11 protein-coding genes are annotated in these 18,147 nt (G+C 44.8%); 8 read left to right on the top strand and 3 right to left on the bottom strand.

Features of this window, described 5'->3' with window-relative positions; genetic code table 11:
- The first annotated feature begins 185 nt into the window (after nucleotides 1-185).
- From PO830_RS05520 to PO830_RS05510, 3 genes are all read left to right on the top strand, one after another.
- Nucleotides 186-2,678 carry a sodium-translocating pyrophosphatase gene (locus PO830_RS05520; RefSeq protein ID WP_272852542.1) on the top strand — a complete coding sequence of 831 codons (2,493 nt, stop codon included), beginning with the start codon at nucleotides 186-188 and terminating at the stop codon, nucleotides 2,676-2,678.
- An 81-nt stretch (nucleotides 2,679-2,759) separates the two neighbouring features.
- Nucleotides 2,760-4,028 carry an MgtC/SapB family protein gene (locus PO830_RS05515; protein WP_272852541.1) on the top strand — a complete coding sequence of 423 codons (1,269 nt, stop codon included), beginning with the start codon at nucleotides 2,760-2,762 and terminating at the stop codon, nucleotides 4,026-4,028.
- A 1-nt stretch (nucleotide 4,029) separates the two neighbouring features.
- Nucleotides 4,030-5,031, top strand: coding sequence for an App1 family protein (locus tag PO830_RS05510; protein ID WP_272852540.1), 1,002 nt, complete (start codon nucleotides 4,030-4,032; stop codon nucleotides 5,029-5,031).
- Here PO830_RS05510 and ppk1 read toward each other — a convergent pair.
- Genes ppk1 through PO830_RS05495 form a run of 3 tightly spaced genes read right to left on the bottom strand, consistent with a single transcriptional unit; the run spans nucleotide 5,021 to nucleotide 8,513 of the window.
- A complete protein-coding gene (gene ppk1, locus PO830_RS05505) occupies nucleotides 5,021-7,057 on the bottom strand; it encodes a polyphosphate kinase 1 (protein ID WP_272852539.1) in 2,037 nt (678 codons plus the stop codon). The two genes, PO830_RS05510 and ppk1, sit on opposite strands and share 11 nt — an antisense overlap.
- 59 nt (nucleotides 7,058-7,116) lie before the next feature.
- Entirely contained in the window at nucleotides 7,117-7,731 is a 615-nt protein-coding gene (locus PO830_RS05500; RefSeq protein ID WP_272852538.1) for a deoxynucleoside kinase, read from the bottom strand.
- 5 nt (nucleotides 7,732-7,736) lie between these two features.
- A complete protein-coding gene (locus PO830_RS05495; RefSeq protein ID WP_272852537.1) occupies nucleotides 7,737-8,513 on the bottom strand; it encodes a hypothetical protein in 777 nt (258 codons plus the stop codon).
- A gap of 93 nt (nucleotides 8,514-8,606) precedes the next feature.
- Here PO830_RS05495 and PO830_RS05490 point away from each other — a divergent pair, with 93 nt between their 5' ends.
- The 5 genes from PO830_RS05490 (at nucleotide 8,607) to PO830_RS05470 (ending at nucleotide 18,120) form a co-directional block, all read left to right on the top strand.
- Nucleotides 8,607-9,452, top strand: a complete 846-nt coding sequence (locus PO830_RS05490) for a GLPGLI family protein (RefSeq protein ID WP_272852536.1) — start codon at nucleotides 8,607-8,609, stop codon at nucleotides 9,450-9,452.
- Between the two features lie 81 nt (nucleotides 9,453-9,533).
- Nucleotides 9,534-10,406 (top strand): GLPGLI family protein, encoded by an 873-nt coding sequence (locus tag PO830_RS05485; RefSeq protein WP_272852535.1) that lies wholly within the window; start codon nucleotides 9,534-9,536, stop codon nucleotides 10,404-10,406.
- Nucleotides 10,407-10,430: 24 nt separating this feature from the next.
- On the top strand, nucleotides 10,431-13,196 hold the full coding sequence (locus PO830_RS05480) for a carboxypeptidase-like regulatory domain-containing protein (RefSeq protein WP_272852534.1): 2,766 nt from the start codon (nucleotides 10,431-10,433) through the stop codon (nucleotides 13,194-13,196).
- A gap of 84 nt (nucleotides 13,197-13,280) precedes the next feature.
- Nucleotides 13,281-14,846: a C1 family peptidase gene (locus PO830_RS05475; protein WP_272852533.1), complete on the top strand. Its 1,566-nt coding sequence runs from the start codon at nucleotides 13,281-13,283 to the stop codon at nucleotides 14,844-14,846.
- Nucleotide 14,847: 1 nt separating this feature from the next.
- On the top strand, nucleotides 14,848-18,120 hold the full coding sequence (locus PO830_RS05470) for a caspase family protein (RefSeq protein WP_272852532.1): 3,273 nt from the start codon (nucleotides 14,848-14,850) through the stop codon (nucleotides 18,118-18,120).
- Nucleotides 18,121-18,147 lie beyond the last annotated feature (27 nt).

Genomic DNA, 18,147 nt, shown 5'->3' with positions numbered 1-18,147 from the left:
TCAAAAGCGATTTTAAGAGCGTATGTAGTGTGGCGATAACAAAGAGTTGTCAAGTACTTCAGTATCAATTGCGCTACACCCCGTTCCTATCGATTGTATTTCTATCCGATTTAATAGTAACCACGCCGCAAAAATTTACTACTTTTGCCACCGCAAAAATGTTAATGTCAACTAAATAATATAACATGGAACAGAACATTATCTATGTACCTATTGCCCTCGCTGTTTTGGGGCTTTTATTTATGCTTGTGAAAATGAGCTGGGTAAAGAAACAAGCGGCGGGAAGCGAACGGATGCAATCTATTTCAAAGAGCATTAAAGAAGGTGCTTTGGCATTTTTAAATGCAGAATACCGGTTGCTCGTTATTTTCGCGGTAATTGCTGCGGGACTGCTTTTCTTCATTTCAACGATGGTTGAAACCACCAGTTGGATGATTGTACCTGCCTTTATTTTCGGGGCAATTTTCTCTGCTTTGGCAGGAAACATCGGAATGCGTGTTGCTACCGAAGCGAATGCGCGTACGGCAGAAGCGGCTAAAACGAGCTTACCACAAGCCTTGAAAGTTTCCTTTGGTGGAGGTACCGTAATGGGACTTGGTGTTGCGGGTCTGGCGGTATTGGGACTTAGCTTGTTCTTTTTATTCTTTTTAAGTCAGTTTCTCGTAGAAGGCGGCGATTTTTATACCGATATGACCATTGTATTGGAAGCTTTAGCCGGATTCTCTTTAGGGGCTGAAAGTATTGCACTCTTCGCTCGTGTTGGTGGTGGTATTTATACCAAAGCGGCCGATGTTGGCGCCGATTTAGTGGGAAAAGTAGAAGCGGGTATTCCAGAAGACGATCCGCGAAACCCAGCTACGATTGCTGATAACGTAGGAGATAATGTTGGTGATGTGGCCGGAATGGGTGCTGACCTCTTCGGAAGTTATGTTGCTACGGTTTTGGCGGCAATGGTATTAGGAAACTACGTGATCCGTGATATGAGCGCAACCGCTCCCTTTACAGATGCCTTCAATAATATGGGACCTATCTTGCTTCCGCTGGTAATTGCCGGAGTAGGAGTACTAGCCTCCATTATCGGAACCTTCCTGGTGAGTATTAAAAATAACGATGCGAAAGAACCTCAAGTGCAAAAAGCACTGGATATGGGGAACTGGACAGCGATCATTATTACGCTAGCGGCAAGTTATTTCTTAATTGATTGGATGTTGCCTGAAACCATGACCATGAACTTTTTCGGTGAAGGGGCCATCGAAGTTCCATCAATTAATGTGTTCTGGTCAGCGTGCATCGGTCTTGCCGTAGGTGCGTTGATCTCTTTTGTAACGGCCTACTACACCAGTCTTGGTAAAAAGCCGGTACTGGATATCGTACAAAACTCTTCTACCGGAGCGGCGACCAACATTATTGCAGGTCTTGCCGTTGGAATGAAATCAACTCTTTGGAGTGTTTTATTGTTCGCGGCAGCGATCTACGGTTCTTATGAACTTGCTGGATTCTACGGAGTGGCCTTGGCGGCTTCTGCCATGATGGCTACCACCGCAATGCAGTTGGCGATTGATGCCTTTGGACCGATTGCCGATAACGCAGGTGGTGTGGCTGAAATGAGCGAATTGGAAGATCATGTACGTGAGCGTACCGATATTTTAGACTCAGTTGGAAACACAACGGCTGCCGTTGGAAAAGGATTTGCCATTGCTTCGGCTGCGTTGACAGCCTTGGCCTTGTTTGCTGCTTACGTAACTTTCACTGGTATTGACGGAATTAATATCTTCCGTGCCGATGTACTAGCGATGTTATTTGTGGGTGGAATGATCCCGGTTGTTTTTTCCGCTTTAGCGATGAAATCGGTAGGAAAAGCAGCCATGAAAATGGTACAGGAAGTACGTCGTCAGTTCAAAGAAATTCCTGGAATTATGGAAGGAACGGGGACGCCAGAATACGGTAAGTGTGTAGATATCTCAACCAAAGCGGCCCTTCAGGAAATGTTGATGCCGGGATTGATCACGATCATCACCCCAATTCTTATCGGATTGATCTTTGGTGCTGAACCCTTAGGAGGTTATATGGCCGGTGTATGTGTGAGCGGTGTAATGTGGGCGATCTTCCAAAACAACGCCGGAGGCGCTTGGGATAACGCTAAGAAGTCATTTGAAGCCGGAGTAATGATTAATGGTGAAATGACCTACAAAGGAAGTGAAGCACACAAAGCTGCTGTAACCGGAGATACCGTAGGGGATCCTTTCAAGGATACTTCAGGACCTTCTATGAACATTCTTATTAAGTTAACCTGCTTGGTTGGATTGGTAATTGCTCCGATTTTAGGAGGGCATCACGGTGATGTAACTGCCATGAGCGATACTGAAGAAATGGTGTTTATTGATGAAGACGGAAACCGTACCGTGCTTACGGGAGCGCAAGCCGATCAGATCAAAAAAGCGAATAAGACGGAAGTTTCGCGTGATGTGATGGTGGAAATGTCTTCGAGTGATAGTTTGACCACGGCCAACGTGACCATCAAGACCACGAAAGACGGAAAAACTACCTCCGAAACAAAAACCTTCACTGGAACCATGGAAGAGGTAAAAGCGCAAGTAGAAGCCTTAAAAGAAGCTAATATCAAGGTAGAAGGCGGTGCTGTTGTGAAAGAAGTAGAAGTAATTGAAGAGCAACAATAAGCGACGAAACTTCGTTAAAATACTGATAAACCCTGCCGCTACGGCAGGGTTTTTTTATGGAATTACCGTATCTTTTATCCAATGGACTATAACGACCTAATCACATTAGGAATTGCTTTTGGCCTTGGCATGTTGGTAGGAGTGCAGCGACAACGCTCCGATCATGAAATGGCAGGCGTTCGTACGTTTACCCTGATATCGGTACTGGGGGTGGTCGCAGGTTTTCTAACAGAAAGCTATGACAATCCGTTCATCCTTCCGGTATTCGGACTTGCCCTTACGGCGCTCTTGGTGGTGGCCAATGTTATCAAATTACGAAAACAGGAGGAAAGTGATATTGGTCAAACTACCGAGGTCGCGGCACTATTAATGTTTGCCATTGGGGCCTATTTGGTCTTGGGAAGTCAAATTGTGGGTGTCGTGGTGGGGGGAGCTTTAGCGGTATTGCTCTACGTAAAAGAGCATCTGCACAAATTTATTGAACGACTGAAAGATAAAGATATCGCAGCTATAATGACCTTCGCCGGAATTTCATTGGTCATTCTTCCTATTCTTCCCGATCAAACCTATGGCCCTTTAGATGTGCTCAACCCAAGAAATATCTGGTTGATGGTTACCTTGATTGTGGGTATTAGTGTGATAGGATACTTCATCTATAAATTTGTTGGAAAGAAAGTTGGCATCATCTCCAATGGTGTTTTGGGAGGTTTGATTAGCAGTACAGCAACGACAGTAAGCTACGCTCGAAAAACGGCGCAGGCTAAAAACATCAATAAAATTGCCGCCTTTGTGATAATGACCGCTTCTGCCATTGCCCTTGTTCGGGTTATGGTTGAAATTGGCGTGGTGGTTCCGCAGAAAATGGGGGCTTTATTACCTCCATTGGTAGTAGAATTCGTTTTTATGGCCTTGCTGTGTGTCGGGTTGTTTTACCGAATAAATAAAGACTCGAAAGAAGACGACACCATGCCGGAACCGAAGAATCCGGCGCAATTTAAAAGCGCGCTTGTATTCGGACTATTATACGGTTTGATTTTACTTGCGGTAGCATTTACAAAAGAGGAGTTCGGGAATGAAGCCTTGTACGCCGTGGCCATTATAAGCGGACTCACCGATGTGGATGCCATTACCTTATCGCTTTCAAACCTGATGAAAGGAGGCGGACTACAAACTTCGGTGGGGTGGAGGCTCATTCTGCTGGCATCCTTGTCGAACCTTGCTTTCAAAGGGGTCATGGCAGCCTTACTGGGTACTCGCACCCTGGCGAAATGGGTGGGCGCAACTTTCGGAATTGTTATTGTACTCGGCCTTTTACTAATATGGCTATGGCCACAAAGCGGATTGCTATAGCATGGGGTTATTCAAAAAAGATCCACTGCAGATTATTGCATTTGCAAGCTACGGAACCGATAACACGCTCTATATCCGCGGCAGAGCCTTAGAAGACGAAAGCATCGATCTTTCGCGAAAAGGTCTCTTTGGATTGCTGAAAAATTCTTGGAAACGCTTTGAAACCGATGAGGTTGCACATACTTCCATCAAAATAAAACTGCCTGATCAATCTTTTTATTACACTACCACCGATCAGAAAGGCTATTTTAAATTTAAAGAGAAGCTTTCCGACCTTGCAAACCTAACGAACGAAGAAGGCTGGCTGTCCTACGAACTTTCCTTCGATGACCCGCACCCCAACCGCGTGATTATAAATGACAACCGATTCCATGGTGATGTCTTGATTCCATCACCAACAGTAGATTTTGGAGTCATTAGCGACATCGATGACACGATACTAAAAACGGGCGTGACCTCCTTTTTAAAAATGAAGTTGATCTTCAATACGTTCTTTAGAAACGCCGAAAGTAGGAGTCCGCTGGAAGGCGCAGCCGAATTCTATCACGAGTTGCATCGCGGGCCTCAGGGTGATGGTGCCAACCCTTTGTTTTACGTAAGTCATAGTCCGTGGAACTTATATCGGTACTTGGCATTATTTCTTCGGAAGAACTCGTTTCCCAAAGGCCCCATTTTGCTCCGATCTTTGAGTCTCTTCAAACGCAGAAAAGAGGAGGAGAAACCGCAAAAGCAACGAGAAATTATCGATATCCTGAACATGTATCCAGAAATGAAGTTTGTTTTGATTGGCGATAGTGGAGAACATGACGCGGATATCTACATTGAAATAGCTGAAAAATTTCCCGGCAGGATAAAGGCCATCTACTTACGAAGCGTTAAACACAAGAAAAAGGTCTTGCGGGTACAAGGGTTGCTGGCAACCTATACCACAACGCCAACACTGCTGGTAGAAGACAGCGAAGCGGCGCTTCAACACGCCCGTGAAAACGGACTTATTCAATAGCTTCCTCGAAATATTGGTAGGTGTCCAATTGTGCGCGATTTCCCTCCTTCTCTTCGGAAACATACTCGTTTTTTTGGTCTTTATCGAGTATTCTGGCTTTAGCAGTATCACTGAGTTGTATGTCGAGGAGTTTACGAAGCGTTTTTCGAATATCCGGATCAAGAACCGGGGTCACCACTTCAATACGGTGACTAAGATTTCGCTTCATCCAATCGGCGGAACCAATAAACACTTTTTCCTCACCTTCGTTTCCAAAAACGTACATGCGCCCATGCTCTAAAAAGCGATCTAAGATGCTGGTAATGTATATATTTTCACTTTGCCCTTTGATCCCGGGTACGAGCGAACAAATGCCACGTACTACCATGCGAATGTTAACCCCGGCATTACTCGCTTTGTACAGCAGTTTAATCATTTTCTTATCCTGCAAGCTATTCATCTTCGCTAAAATATACGCCTCCTTTCCTGCGTTAGCAGCTTCAATTTCACTTTCAATTAATTTCTCGAAGGTTTCTCGCGCGGTGAATGGCGCCACCAGCAGTTGTTCGGGCTTGGGGATGATCATTTTACCTTCAAGCACCAGAAATACTTTATTAATGTCTTCTGTTATTTCTTCATGGGCCGTTAGAAGTCCGTAATCGGTGTAGAGAGTAGCGGTCTTTTCATTGAAGTTTCCGGTAGCGATGTAGGCATAGCGTGTGATAGTTCCTTCTTCTTCTCGCTCTATGTAGAGGATCTTTGAATGAATTTTAATGGCTGGGAAACTGTAGATCACCCGGGCTCCATTTTCCTCGAAGATCTTTCCCCACTTTAAGTTATTCTGTTCGTCAAAGCGCGCCTTTACTTCAATAAAAACTACCACTTTTTTACCTTTTTTGGCGGCCAGTGCGATGGCATCATTTAAACGCGATTCATTGGCAGCCCTGTAAATGGTGATCTTTAAGGTGGTTACCTTTGGATCATTAGCGGCTTCTTCAATCAATCGGATCACCGGCTCAAACGACTGATATGGGAAATGAACCAGGCGATCTTTTGCTTCGATTAATTCCAACAAAGACTGGGAAGCATCAAGTATGGGGTGCGCTAGCGGAGTCCATTCTTCTTGTGATAATTTTTTGGTAGTTGGATTCGGAAAACTAAAAAAGTCCTTGAAATTATGATAACGCCCCCCTTCTATAAGGTCGGCATTGTAAACATCCAAAGCATTCTTTAAAATTTCCCGCAAAGCTTTGGGCATGCGTTCATCGATCAGCAGTCGTGTAGCTTGTCCGGTTTCTCGTTTGGAAAGTGAATTCTTGATCTTTTCTTTGAGATTTCCCGAGAACTCATCTTCAATATAGAGTTCGGCATCTCGAGATTTCTTGATGGCATAGAACTGAATGGCGTATTCTTTCTTCGGACTCTGCTTCAGGTTGAATTGCAGGATGTCATCAATGAACGTGATGTAGTAATTTCCATTCTGCTTCGGAAATACGAAGAATCTAGGTTCGTCTTCCGGAATTTTTACCAGTACGAAGTTGTCTTCGGAAATTTGGGCGGCGAGATACAGCTCTTCATTCTCAATAAAAACGGGCTCTTTGGTGGAATTGGAAAAACGTTCGATGGTGATTTTCTCCCGAAGTATGTCCTCGTAGTAAGTTTTTGCTACTTCTTTTTGGGTGGCTGAGAAATTTTCGAACCGAAGGAGATGAATGCCCTCACGTTTCAGATCGGGGATGATAGTCTCCTGAAAGATTTTTCCGAAGGCTTCTTGTTGAATGGCCACCTGTTTGCTGATCTCTTTCAGCACTTTATTGGGTTTGGTGATCAACTTCTTCCGAAGCGGTTTTTCAACGTGTTTGATCTGCCGAATGTCTGAAACCCGTACGCGGTAAAACTCGTCGAGGTTCGATGAAAAAATGGCCAAGAACTTAATGCGTTCGTACAACGGATTGCGCGTATCGGCCGCTTCTTGCAGCACGCGGTGATTAAATCGCAACCAGGACAGGTCGCGATGATAGTATTTTGTATTGTACAATTTCGCCATAAATCTGCCGGCAAAGTACATATATTCACCTCGAATCTATGTCAGCGAAATGTTAAGTTTTAAAAGAGCCCGTGTAACTCGGCATCGATCTTATTGATCACTTCTCCCAAATGTTCGGGCTTGTCTACAAAGTTGAGATTATCGACGTCGAGAATGATCAATTTTCCTTTGTTGTAGTCATGAATCCAGGCTTCGTAGCGTTCGTTGAGGCGGCTCAAGTAATCGATGCTTATGCTGTTCTCGTACTCGCGTCCGCGCTTGTGGATTTGGTTTACCAAATTGGGAATTGAACTGCGTAAATAGATAAGTAGATCCGGACCCTCGGTGACGCTTTCCATGAGGTCGAAAAGCGAACGGTAATTTTCAAAATCACGATTGGTCATCAGCCCCATGGCATGAAGGTTAGGCGCAAAGATGTAGGCGTCTTCATAAATGGTGCGGTCTTGAATGACATCTTTACCTTTCTCCCGTATTTCCAAAATTTGACGAAACCGACTGTTTAGAAAATAGATCTGTAGGTTAAAAGACCAGCGTTCCATTTTGTTGTAGAAGTCATCCAAATACGGGTTGTCTTCTACGTCTTCAAATTGAGGTTTCCACTTGTAATGTTTTGCTAAAAGGCGCGTAAGCGTAGTTTTTCCGGAGCCTATGTTTCCTGCAATCGCAACGTGCATACGTATTATTTCTTTGGTTGGGTTAGGGTAAAGCTGTGCAGTTTTTTACCGTCATAAATATACAGGAAATCCACGGTAAGCTGCAAGTCTTTTATGTTTATTTCCGGGGTATATACGGCCTGTGGTTCGCTGCTGCCTTCCGGATACCACTGTAAGCTTCCGTTAGATACCAACAACAGGTTTTCGTCTTGCTGCAAGACATGGGTTGCAACCTCCATAGGACGTTTCCAAAGAATACTTCCGTAGATATTGAAAGCGTATAAGGAAGTGTCGGTAAGCACATAACAATAATTAAAATCACTTGCCTGTTCTAAGACGGAACCTCGAAAAGGCTGCGATACCACGGTTTTTCTTCCGCTGCGGTAATTATACAGTTCTAATTGTTGGGTGTCAATATTGAAAAGCCACAACCGATTATTCCCCGCATTGGTTACCTTCCCAACATTGGTGAATTCGGTGAGCGTATTGAAGTTAAGTCGCTCTATTTCATTTAATCGATTGTCTAAAAAAACCACCGTATTGGCTTCCTCAAAAAACAAGACGACATTCAGTGGATTAATGATGTCTACAGAAGCCAAGGGCCCCAATTGAAAATCCTGAAAAACAAAGGAACCTAAAGGACCTTCTTTCCGAAGCGCCATATCCTGCACAAAATAGGTATTGTCGTACGCGTCAATTCCAATAAATTGATCGGCGACCAATGGCACAGAGGCCACTAATTTGAGTTCCTGCGAATGGGTGAGCATCGAACTCAACAGTAAGATGGTAAAAAGCCATTTCATGCCAGGCAAGATACAAAATGCGGGCCAATGATGGCAGGTGTAACAGAGACAAGATGATGTCGTCTTTAGCAAAGATGGTGTAACTTTACTAATATGAAACAACTATTACCTTTATTGGCGTTTTCAATTTTCGCGCTACCGCTTACAGCGCAGAGCATTACGGGAATTGCCACGTACAAATCACAACGTAAATTAGACATTCAGCTAGACAGTACTCAATTTTCGGATGACATGCGACAACAAATGCTGGCCATGATGCGAAAACAGTTTGAGAAAGAGTACAGTCTCACGTTCACGGAAACAGAATCGAGCTACAAGGAAAACCAAAGCCTCGATAGTCCGAATCCCATGGCATCCTCTGGCGGTGTTCAGGTAATTGTAGCCGGGGCGGGAGGAAATGATGAACTGTATAAAAACTTAAGAGAACAACGATTTGCGAACCAAGTAGAGCTCTTCGGAAAGCAATTTTTAATTCAGGACAGTCTGGAACAAGCTAACTGGGAGTTGCATAAGGAAACTAAGAATATTGGAGCATACACCTGCTTTAAAGCTACCTATCGAACCACGCGCACGATTCGTTCGGTAAGTTCATCCACCGACGAAAAGGGAAGTGATTCTACGAATCAGAAGGATGAAGAAGAGGTCTTGGTAACCGCCTGGTACACACCCCAAGTTCCCATAGGTCACGGTCCGGCGAACTATCAAGGCTTGCCGGGGCTTATCCTGGAGGTCAACGATGGCTCTCAAACCATCTTGTGTTCTAAGATCGTGTTGAATCCCGAAGACGGAGTTGCTATTAAAGAACCGAGAAAAGGGAAGAAAGTGACCGATGCCGAATACCAAGAGATCGTCGACAAGAAAATGGAAGAGATTCATGAGCAACAACAAGGTAGAGGTGGAAAGCATGGAAACAACTTCGAGATCAAAATAGGTGGCTAAACCATTTCCTGTAAAAAGCGTCTAAGATTTTGTAACAAAAAGAGTACCTTGGTACTTATAAGACGTTATAATTCTATGAAAATGAAATTCTTTACTTTTTTAGGAGTCCTATTCCTCACGCTGTCGGTTCAGGCTCAAAGCATTAGCGGAAAAGCCTATTACGAATCCAAAACGACCATTGATATGGATAATTTTGGAAATCGGGAAATGAGCGAACAGATGAAACAGATGATCGCGCAGCGAATGAAGAGCTTTTTAGAAAAAACCTATATTCTAACCTTCAACGGGAACGAATCGGTATATGAAGAAGAGGAAAAGCTGGAAGCGGGAGCCGGTGGCGGCTTCGGGATGATGATGGGAAGCTTCGCCCCCGGAGCACAGTATAAAAATTTGAAGGACAATCAGATCTTGGAAGAGCGAGAGTTCTTCGGAAAAGAATTTCTGATTAATGATACCTTGGCGAACCTAAAATGGGAAGTCGGAAAAGAGTCGAAACAAATCGGCCAATACTTAGCCATCAAGGCAACGGCTGTTAAACCTATTGACGAAAACGACTTTAGCATGGCGCGTCGAAGAGATCGTGACGAAGGTGCAGAAAAGGAAACTGATTCTACTCAAACCGAAACCGAAGTGGAAGACCCTTTTGAGCAGATTGAAATTCCGAAGGAGATCATCGTAACAGCGTGGTTTACGCCTCAGATCCCGGTAGGAAACGGTCCCGGAGAATACGCCGGTTTGCCGGGTTTAATCCTCGAATTGAATGCCTACCGAACTACCATTTTATGTTCAAAGATCGTTTTGAACCCAAAAGAAACTATAGAAATCGAAAAACCAACTAAAGGAAAAGAGGTCTCTCGTTCTGAATACAACGAAATTGTAGCCGAGAAAATGCAGGAAATGCGAGAGAACTTTAGAGGACGCGGCGGTCGTGGAAACCGACGCTTTGGCGGATAATTTTCCTTACTTTGAACTAGCTTCATGAATCATTATTTGTGGGCCCTTGGCCTCTTCTTTTGCCTCAGCGCAACCGCGCAAAGTATTCAAGTACGCGGAACCATTAAAGACAGTATTGGAGACCCGTTAGAATTGGCGAATGTGATCGCTTCCGTGCAGGAAACCGGGGCTATCGAATCGTATGCTATTACCAACTACGAAGGTCGTTATCAAGTCGATTTGCCCGTGGGAAATACTTATTTGTTAAAGGCGAGCTTTTTAGGCTATGAAACGACAGAGCTCATCTTAGAAGTGCCAGAAGGGGCTGCGAATATGACACAAGATTTTGTGCTACAATCGAAGGCCGACCAATTAGACGGGGTGGAAATTGTGTACGAAATGCCTGTGACGGTAAAAGGAGATACCATTGTCTACAATGCCGATTCTTTTAATCGAGGCGACGAGCGGAAACTAGGCGATGTTATGAAAAACCTACCGGGAATCGAGGTGAACGACGATGGTGAGATACAAGTAGAAGGAAAGCCGGTAACCAAGGTGATGGTGGAAGGAAAAGATTTCTTTGATGGCGATTCAAAGCTCGCTACCAAGAATATTCCGGCCGATGCCGTCGATAAGGTACAGGTGCTTCGGAATTACAATGAGGTCGACCAGATGCGCGGTTTGGGGAACGATCAGGACAATGTGGCTATTAATATCAAACTGAAAGAAGGAAAAAAGAATTTCTGGTTCGGGGAGCTAACAGCCGGAGCAGGTATTGATGGCGATGACGATGCGCGCTATTTGGTGCATCCCAAATTGTTTTATTACAGTCCGAAATACAGCATTAACCTGATCACCGACTTCAACGATATTGGCGAAGTACCGTTTACCTGGCGCGATTATTTCAACTTTACCGGAGGCTTCCGAAATTTCAATCGCGGCGGCGGAACGCGTTTTAATATTTCGGAAGGAGATCTGGGTTTCGCTGTGGCACAGAACAATCGCGCTAATGCGATTGAAGCTAAATTCGTGGCCGGTAATTTTAGTTGGAATACCTCGGAAAGCTTAGATCTTAGCGGCTTTACAATCCTTTCAGATAACCGAACGAATATTGTTCAGAATTCCATCCGAAGATATATCGCTACCGGAACGACCGAAACGACCACTTCTACCAACGACCAACAAACGCAACTGGGGATGTTCAAAGGAAGTGCGGTGTACAAGCCGAACGTAGATTTTCAGTTAGATTACGATGTCTTGGTGAAAGGATCTCAGCAAACCGAAGATGCCATGACGGTTTCGCAGTTTGAAACGGCGACTAACAATATTTCCGAAGCCAAAGAGAACGACCCCTTCAGCATCAATCAAAATATCAATGCCTATTATACCTTAAATGAAAAGAACATCTTCGCCGGCCAAGTACAACATTTGTGGCAGGAGGAAGATCCGTTTTACAATGCCATTACCGACCTGCAACCTTTCCCCGGCATCCTTCCCGTAGATACCACGCAAACTCGTTTTAATGTGAATCAGCAAAAAAATGTGAAAACCCATAAGCTGGATGCGAAGGTCGATTGGTTTTATGTATTGAATAATACGAGCAACCTAAACGTGACAGCAGGAGCCACAATTAGCGATCAAGAATTTGACTCGAACATTTTCCAGTTGCTCGACAACGGCTCACAAAGCGATCTTACCGAAACACCTCCCATCGACGGAAACGCACAACCCCTTCAAAATGATGTGGCCTACGGATTCTCTGATATCTTTTTGGGCTTACATTACAAAGTAAAGACCGGACAGTTCATTTTTACGCCCGGAGTGACCTTACACAACTATACGCTGGTAAACGAGCAATTGGGGTTTGAAAACCGACAAAACAATTGGATGCTGCTACCGGATGTGAATGCCATCTGGCAGATCAAGAAAAGTGAATCGTTGCGCTTTAATTATGCGCTGGCAGCTGAATATACCGACGTGATCAATTATGCGGAAGCGTTTGTGTTCAATAATTACAACCGACTCTTTCGTGGGAATCGATTCTTAGAAAACGCCATTTCACATACGTATAATCTAACCTATTTCAATTTCAACCTCTTCAGCTATACCAACATCAGTGGAAACCTTAGCTATACCCGTCGTGTGGAAGGGATTAAAAACAATACCAATATTATCGCCATCAACCAGGTAAGCAGTCCTGTGAACCTAAACAGCAACTTTCCCGATGAAACCCTTTCTGCCTTCGGAAGGTTTAGCAAGCGAGTCAAGAAGGTCGAATTTATTGCCAACGCCAACGTCGCGTATTTAAAATCGAACAATATCATTCAGTCGCTTCCGGGGGGCGGAGGTGATGCCAATGATGATACCCAAAACATAAGAACCAGCGAGAGCTTTACACAGAATTACCGCGGAAGTATTCGCAGTAATTTTAAAGAGTGGCCGAATTTCGAGCTTGGGTACGGATTGATTTTAAATGACTATGACAATGGCGGACTCGAACAAACGTTCTATACCCACCAGCCCTTCGCGAATGTAGATATTCGTTTTCTGCAGGATTTCACCTTTGACGCCGAATGGAACTACTACAATTACACCAACAAAGACAATACGGTAGATAATAGTTATTCGTTCGTCAATGCCAACCTGTATTACCAAAAAGGCGATAGTCCGTGGGAATTTTCCATTCGAGGTACCAACTTGCTCAATACGGAATTCTTGAATAACGACAGTTTTAACGATCAGTTCAATACAACGAGTCAGTATTTCGTCCTACCACGCATCATGATGTTGGTAGTTCGCTACAATTTGTAAGACGTCTCTTTCAGATATACGACAATTGCCGTATTTCAATTTTTTCTGAATTGATAGACTTTTATAGCGTAAAAACCCTACGTTATGAAACACTTATCATTACTACTCTTATTATTCGTTAGTATTTCTTTTGCGCAACAGTATCCCACCGGAATGGTTTGGGATGAAGAATCCTATCGAAGCATTCCATATAAGGCGCAGTTCACCGCTTCGACTTATGAAACCTTACCTTCCTCTTATTCGCTAGAGCAATACGCTCCCATTCCCGGAAACCAGGGACAATACGGAACCTGTGTGGCCTACGCTTCGGCCTACGGCTTACGCACAATTATGCTAGCGAAGGACAACGGACTCACCAACAAACAAACCATAACGGCCAATGCCTTATCGCCTTCCTTTGTCTATTCCTTGATCAAAAAAGAAGACGACCTCAATTGTGATAAAGGTGCCAATCCGAAGTTGGGCTTAGAGGCGCTGAAAGTATATGGGGCTCCGCGATTAAGTACGCTGCCGTATGTCTGTAATCCGCAAATTTCCACGACGGTACAAATGGAGGCTATCGATTATCGTATCCGGGACTATCAAACCTTATTCTTTTTTAATACAACCGACTATGGTGTAAAAACCAATGCTACGAAAAAAGCATTGGCAGAAGGCTACCCGGTGTTGTTGGGAATGAAACTTCCGCAGAGCTTTTTCAAAGCACAGCGAGTTTGGCGTTCTTCTCCGGAAGAAAAAGGAACTACAGCCAAGCAACACGGGTATCACGCCATGGTAGTGGTTGGCTATGACGACAATTACGAAGGGGGCGCTTTTCGTCTTTTGAATAGCTGGGGAACCCAATGGGGTGATGGTGGCTTTATATGGGTACCCTATACCGAATACGAAGAGTGGGCCATGGGAGCCTTACAGGCGTACAGTTATTACACGAAGAAAGAAGATATTGGGAAGCCGAAGGTAGTGCCGCGTCCGCCTGGTGCACCAAAGGTAGTGCCCAACCAACCCAAAGGGTCACCTAGCAAGCCCGGGCGCCCGGGGCAACCGAGTTTACCGGAAGCCTTGGATCAATCGCCTATTGCTCAAAAATTCCCAAAAGGAAGCTTGCGATTCGTAACTAATACAGGAATGGACATGCCAACCCAGCGCACGTCTACTCGAAATCTCGTGGTGGAAGATGATGTTCCGGGAGAGGAGCTGGTTGCCTACAAAATGGACAAGGCCTATCCAAGCGGGACGCGTTTCCGATTTTATTTAGAAAACGAAAATGAAGGGTATATCTATGCCTTCGCTACCGACCTCACCCAAAAAATCAACAAGATTCTTCCGTTTGAAGACGGAATGTCGCCCTTGATTTCTGCCAATGCCGAGTTGGCCTTCCCTAGCGAAAAGAAGGTGATTCGGATGGACGATAACCCCGGAACCGACTACCTACTGATCTTGTTCAGTCAACAACAATTAGACGAGGCCGATCTACTGGCTAAAATGGAGGCGACAGAAGGCGGATTAACTACCAAGATCAAGGCGGCCTTGGGCGATAAACTCATCGACAAAAAAATGGTAAGCTACGAATCGGCTACACCCGGATTTAGCGTAAAAGAAGGAGCCGAAGGCTATGTGGTTCCGTTGATGGTAGAAATAACACACCAATAAGATGAGAGCCGTATTCATTCTTTGGTGTGTACTGTTTGGGATTTCCGCGAAAGCGCAGCAACAATTCGTGGTTCAAAGCAATCATTCACAGCAAATTACCGCCACCGTCTTAGACGCTAAACGAAACGTTTTGGTAACCCATGGGAGCATGGACAAAACCCTGAAATTCTGGAATGAGAAAAATGGTTTGTTGTATAAAACCATCGACCTGTCCGACAACATCACCGAACTAGAAATTAACGAGAAGTCAGGGATAGTATACACCTTAGGAAATAATGTGATTACCACCTATAGTACCGAGACCTTTCAAAAGTTGAAGGAATATCCGCTAGGGCGCATTTATAGCATTGCGTATTTCGAACAGGCGGGGAAAGGCCAGCTTACACTGCTGGCGCAAGATCAGAACTATATGATCGCTTTATACGCGCTGGATGAAATCACCGGCACCTTTCTTCCGGCCAACATGCAACCGCTTCCTTTTGAAGCGCAACAACTGTTCTTTGAATATAGCGCCGATGGCAACTACCTGTATTTGGCACCCGATTATGGAAGGTACTATGTGTATTCTTTCGCTACTCAAGAATACACCGCCCTAGAGGGTGACTATATTATGATGTTTGATAATGGGGATGTACTGCGTGCTGTATATCGTCAGGAAGACAAGAGGCTTGTCTATATGCGTATGAATCCCACGACGAGAAGCATTCTTTGGAATCAAACATTTACGTATGAAAAAGAGGTTGAGGGCATTATTGCGCCCACCCGTTTCGATGCCATGTATTCTAAAGATCGCAAGGGAGTGTGGCTTCAGAATTATGTACTACCGCTAACCTTGATCGATGCAGAAACAGGAGCGGTGAAGGGAAGTTTTTCGGAACTGGAAGAAACCTACGGACTTATAGACGCGGGCCAGTATATTTATGGACAAATGGGCTACGAAGCGCCGCTAACCAAACACCGATTGTTTGAAGCCAACCCTATACTACAATACGGTAATAAAGTGATTGAGCCACGGGATATTATCGGTTTTCAGAACGGGGAAGCCATCGAGCTCGTGTTTTCAGCACAGTACGGGAGTCAGACTTTTTCACTCATGGCACATCCCCGAGTGACGCAGTTTACAAAATACCAACCCACCTATCGCGATGAATATGGCTATGGAGAAATGATCGCAGACCCTACCTCCGATAAGGTGTTTGGTATCACCACCACGGCAGATCCCATCAAAGTATTTCATCGTGGAAAACCGGAAAGTTTTAACGATTTGATCGATAATTATCGCAATGCCCAGTACGCAGATTTTAGTCCGACAACCAAATTGCTCGCCCTTTTGTATACTTCGGGCTTGCGTGTAGTGAACACCGAAACCAAGGCGGAGGTATTTTACAAACCCCTTGATTTGGATATTGGTGCCTTTCGGAAGGGAATGAGTCTGTCTCCGGTAAACAATTCCGTAGCCTACACCAGCAGGGAAATTCAGGGAGATCAACCCATGTACGACAAATTACATTACTTCGATTTTGGTTCGAACACCGAAAAATGGAGCAAAGAGGGCAGGTATTTCGGGATTTTCCATTTGAAGAACGGGAAGGAACTTTTGGTTTCTAATGCGACGTCCAATCAAATTGAAATACTAGACACGCAAACAGGGGCCTTGCTTCGGAGTATTCCTACCTCCTTCGACGGTACCTTGATGGACAGCTTTATGTCTCCCAACGAAGAATTATTATTGTACTCAGGATATACCACCGGCGAAAGTGTGTTTCACATCCCTAGCGGAAAACAATTACAGGTATTTAATCTGGGAAACTTCAGTAAACTCTTTGGAGATTTTATCACCGATAATATCCTGGCCTATGCCGAGTCAGGCGCATTGAAGTTTATGGATGTTACCACCCAGGAGGAGGTGTTGCGGATGTACGTCTTTGAAGACGACAGCTGGATTGCGTATACCCCATCAGGACAGTTTGACGGTTCTCAAAAAGGATGGGAGAAAGTAGCGTTTCTGAAGCAAAAGGAGTTGATACCGCTCGAAAGCGTTTTTGACCAATTCTATACCCCGCGGCTGGTCCATCAAGTACTGGCACAATCCAGTTTTAAATCGAATGCCAATATCAATAAATTAGCGTCCCCTCCGGTGGTTTCGCTTACCTACAAAGAAGGTAGTCGCAACCTGTATGTAACGGACGACGATACGTCTCCTACAGAAATCAATACTGAGAATGGTACCGGAACGTTGCTGCTGTCGGGAGTCGCGAAGGGTAACGCCATAAAAGAATTGCGGTTGTATCACAATGGAAAACGTGTGGGGAGTGGCGCCCGAAATTTAGTGGTAGAAGATGATGTGCCTTCAGATCCCGGAAAAAGAGAGTTTGCGATCAAGTTGGTGGAAGGAGCTAATGAATTTTCGGCTATTGCGATCAATGCGCAAGGAACCGAAAGCGCCCCCGAAAAGCTTCTGGTGCAATATACTCCTGCTAATCAACAAATCTTGCAGCCTCAGGGAATTCAAGCGCATATTATGGTAGTGGGAATTGACGAATACCAAAACCCGAAATACAACCTGAACTACGCTGTAGCGGATGCTTCCAGTTTTCAGGAAACCGTGTCGCGCGGATTGAAGGACATCACCACCAAGACACATCTTTATTTCATCAAAAACACCGATGCCGTTCGCGGTACGATACTCGATCAGCTTACCGAGATTGCTTCCGCAGCCAATCCGCAAGATATCTTCGTCTTCTATTATGCGGGACACGGCGTGATTGCTTCGGAAGGGGATCAACAATTCTATTTGGTGCCTAGCGATGTGACGCAATTGTATGGGAATGACGGAGCCTTGGCACAAAAAGGGATTTCCGCGGAAGAACTTACCTTGATCGCTTCGGGCATCCCGGCGCAAAAGCAATTGTACATACTCGATGCCTGCCAAAGTGCAGGAGCGCTTACCAGTCTTACCGCTCGTGGGGCTGCCGAAGAGAAAGCGATTGCGCAGTTAGCGCGCAGCACGGGGACCCATTGGCTTACCGCTTCCGGGAGTCAGCAATTCGCCACCGAATTTGATGAACTAGGACATGGCGTCTTTACCTATGTGTTGTTGGAAGCCTTATCAGGGAAGGCCGATAGCGGCGATAAGCGTATTACGGTAAACGAATTGAAGGCATATATTGAGAGTCGTGTTCCCGAAATTTCAGAGCAGTATAAGGGAAGTCCGCAGTACCCGTCAAGTTTCGGATTTGGTCAAGATTTTCCGGTTTCCATATCCAAGAATTAGTACCATGGGAATGGGTTTTTTGTCAGC

The organism is Altibacter sp. HG106 (genome assembly GCF_028561755.1).
Lineage (GTDB): Bacteria > Bacteroidota > Bacteroidia > Flavobacteriales > Flavobacteriaceae > DFVG01.
This window is presented reverse-complemented; position numbering and strand designations above follow the sequence as displayed.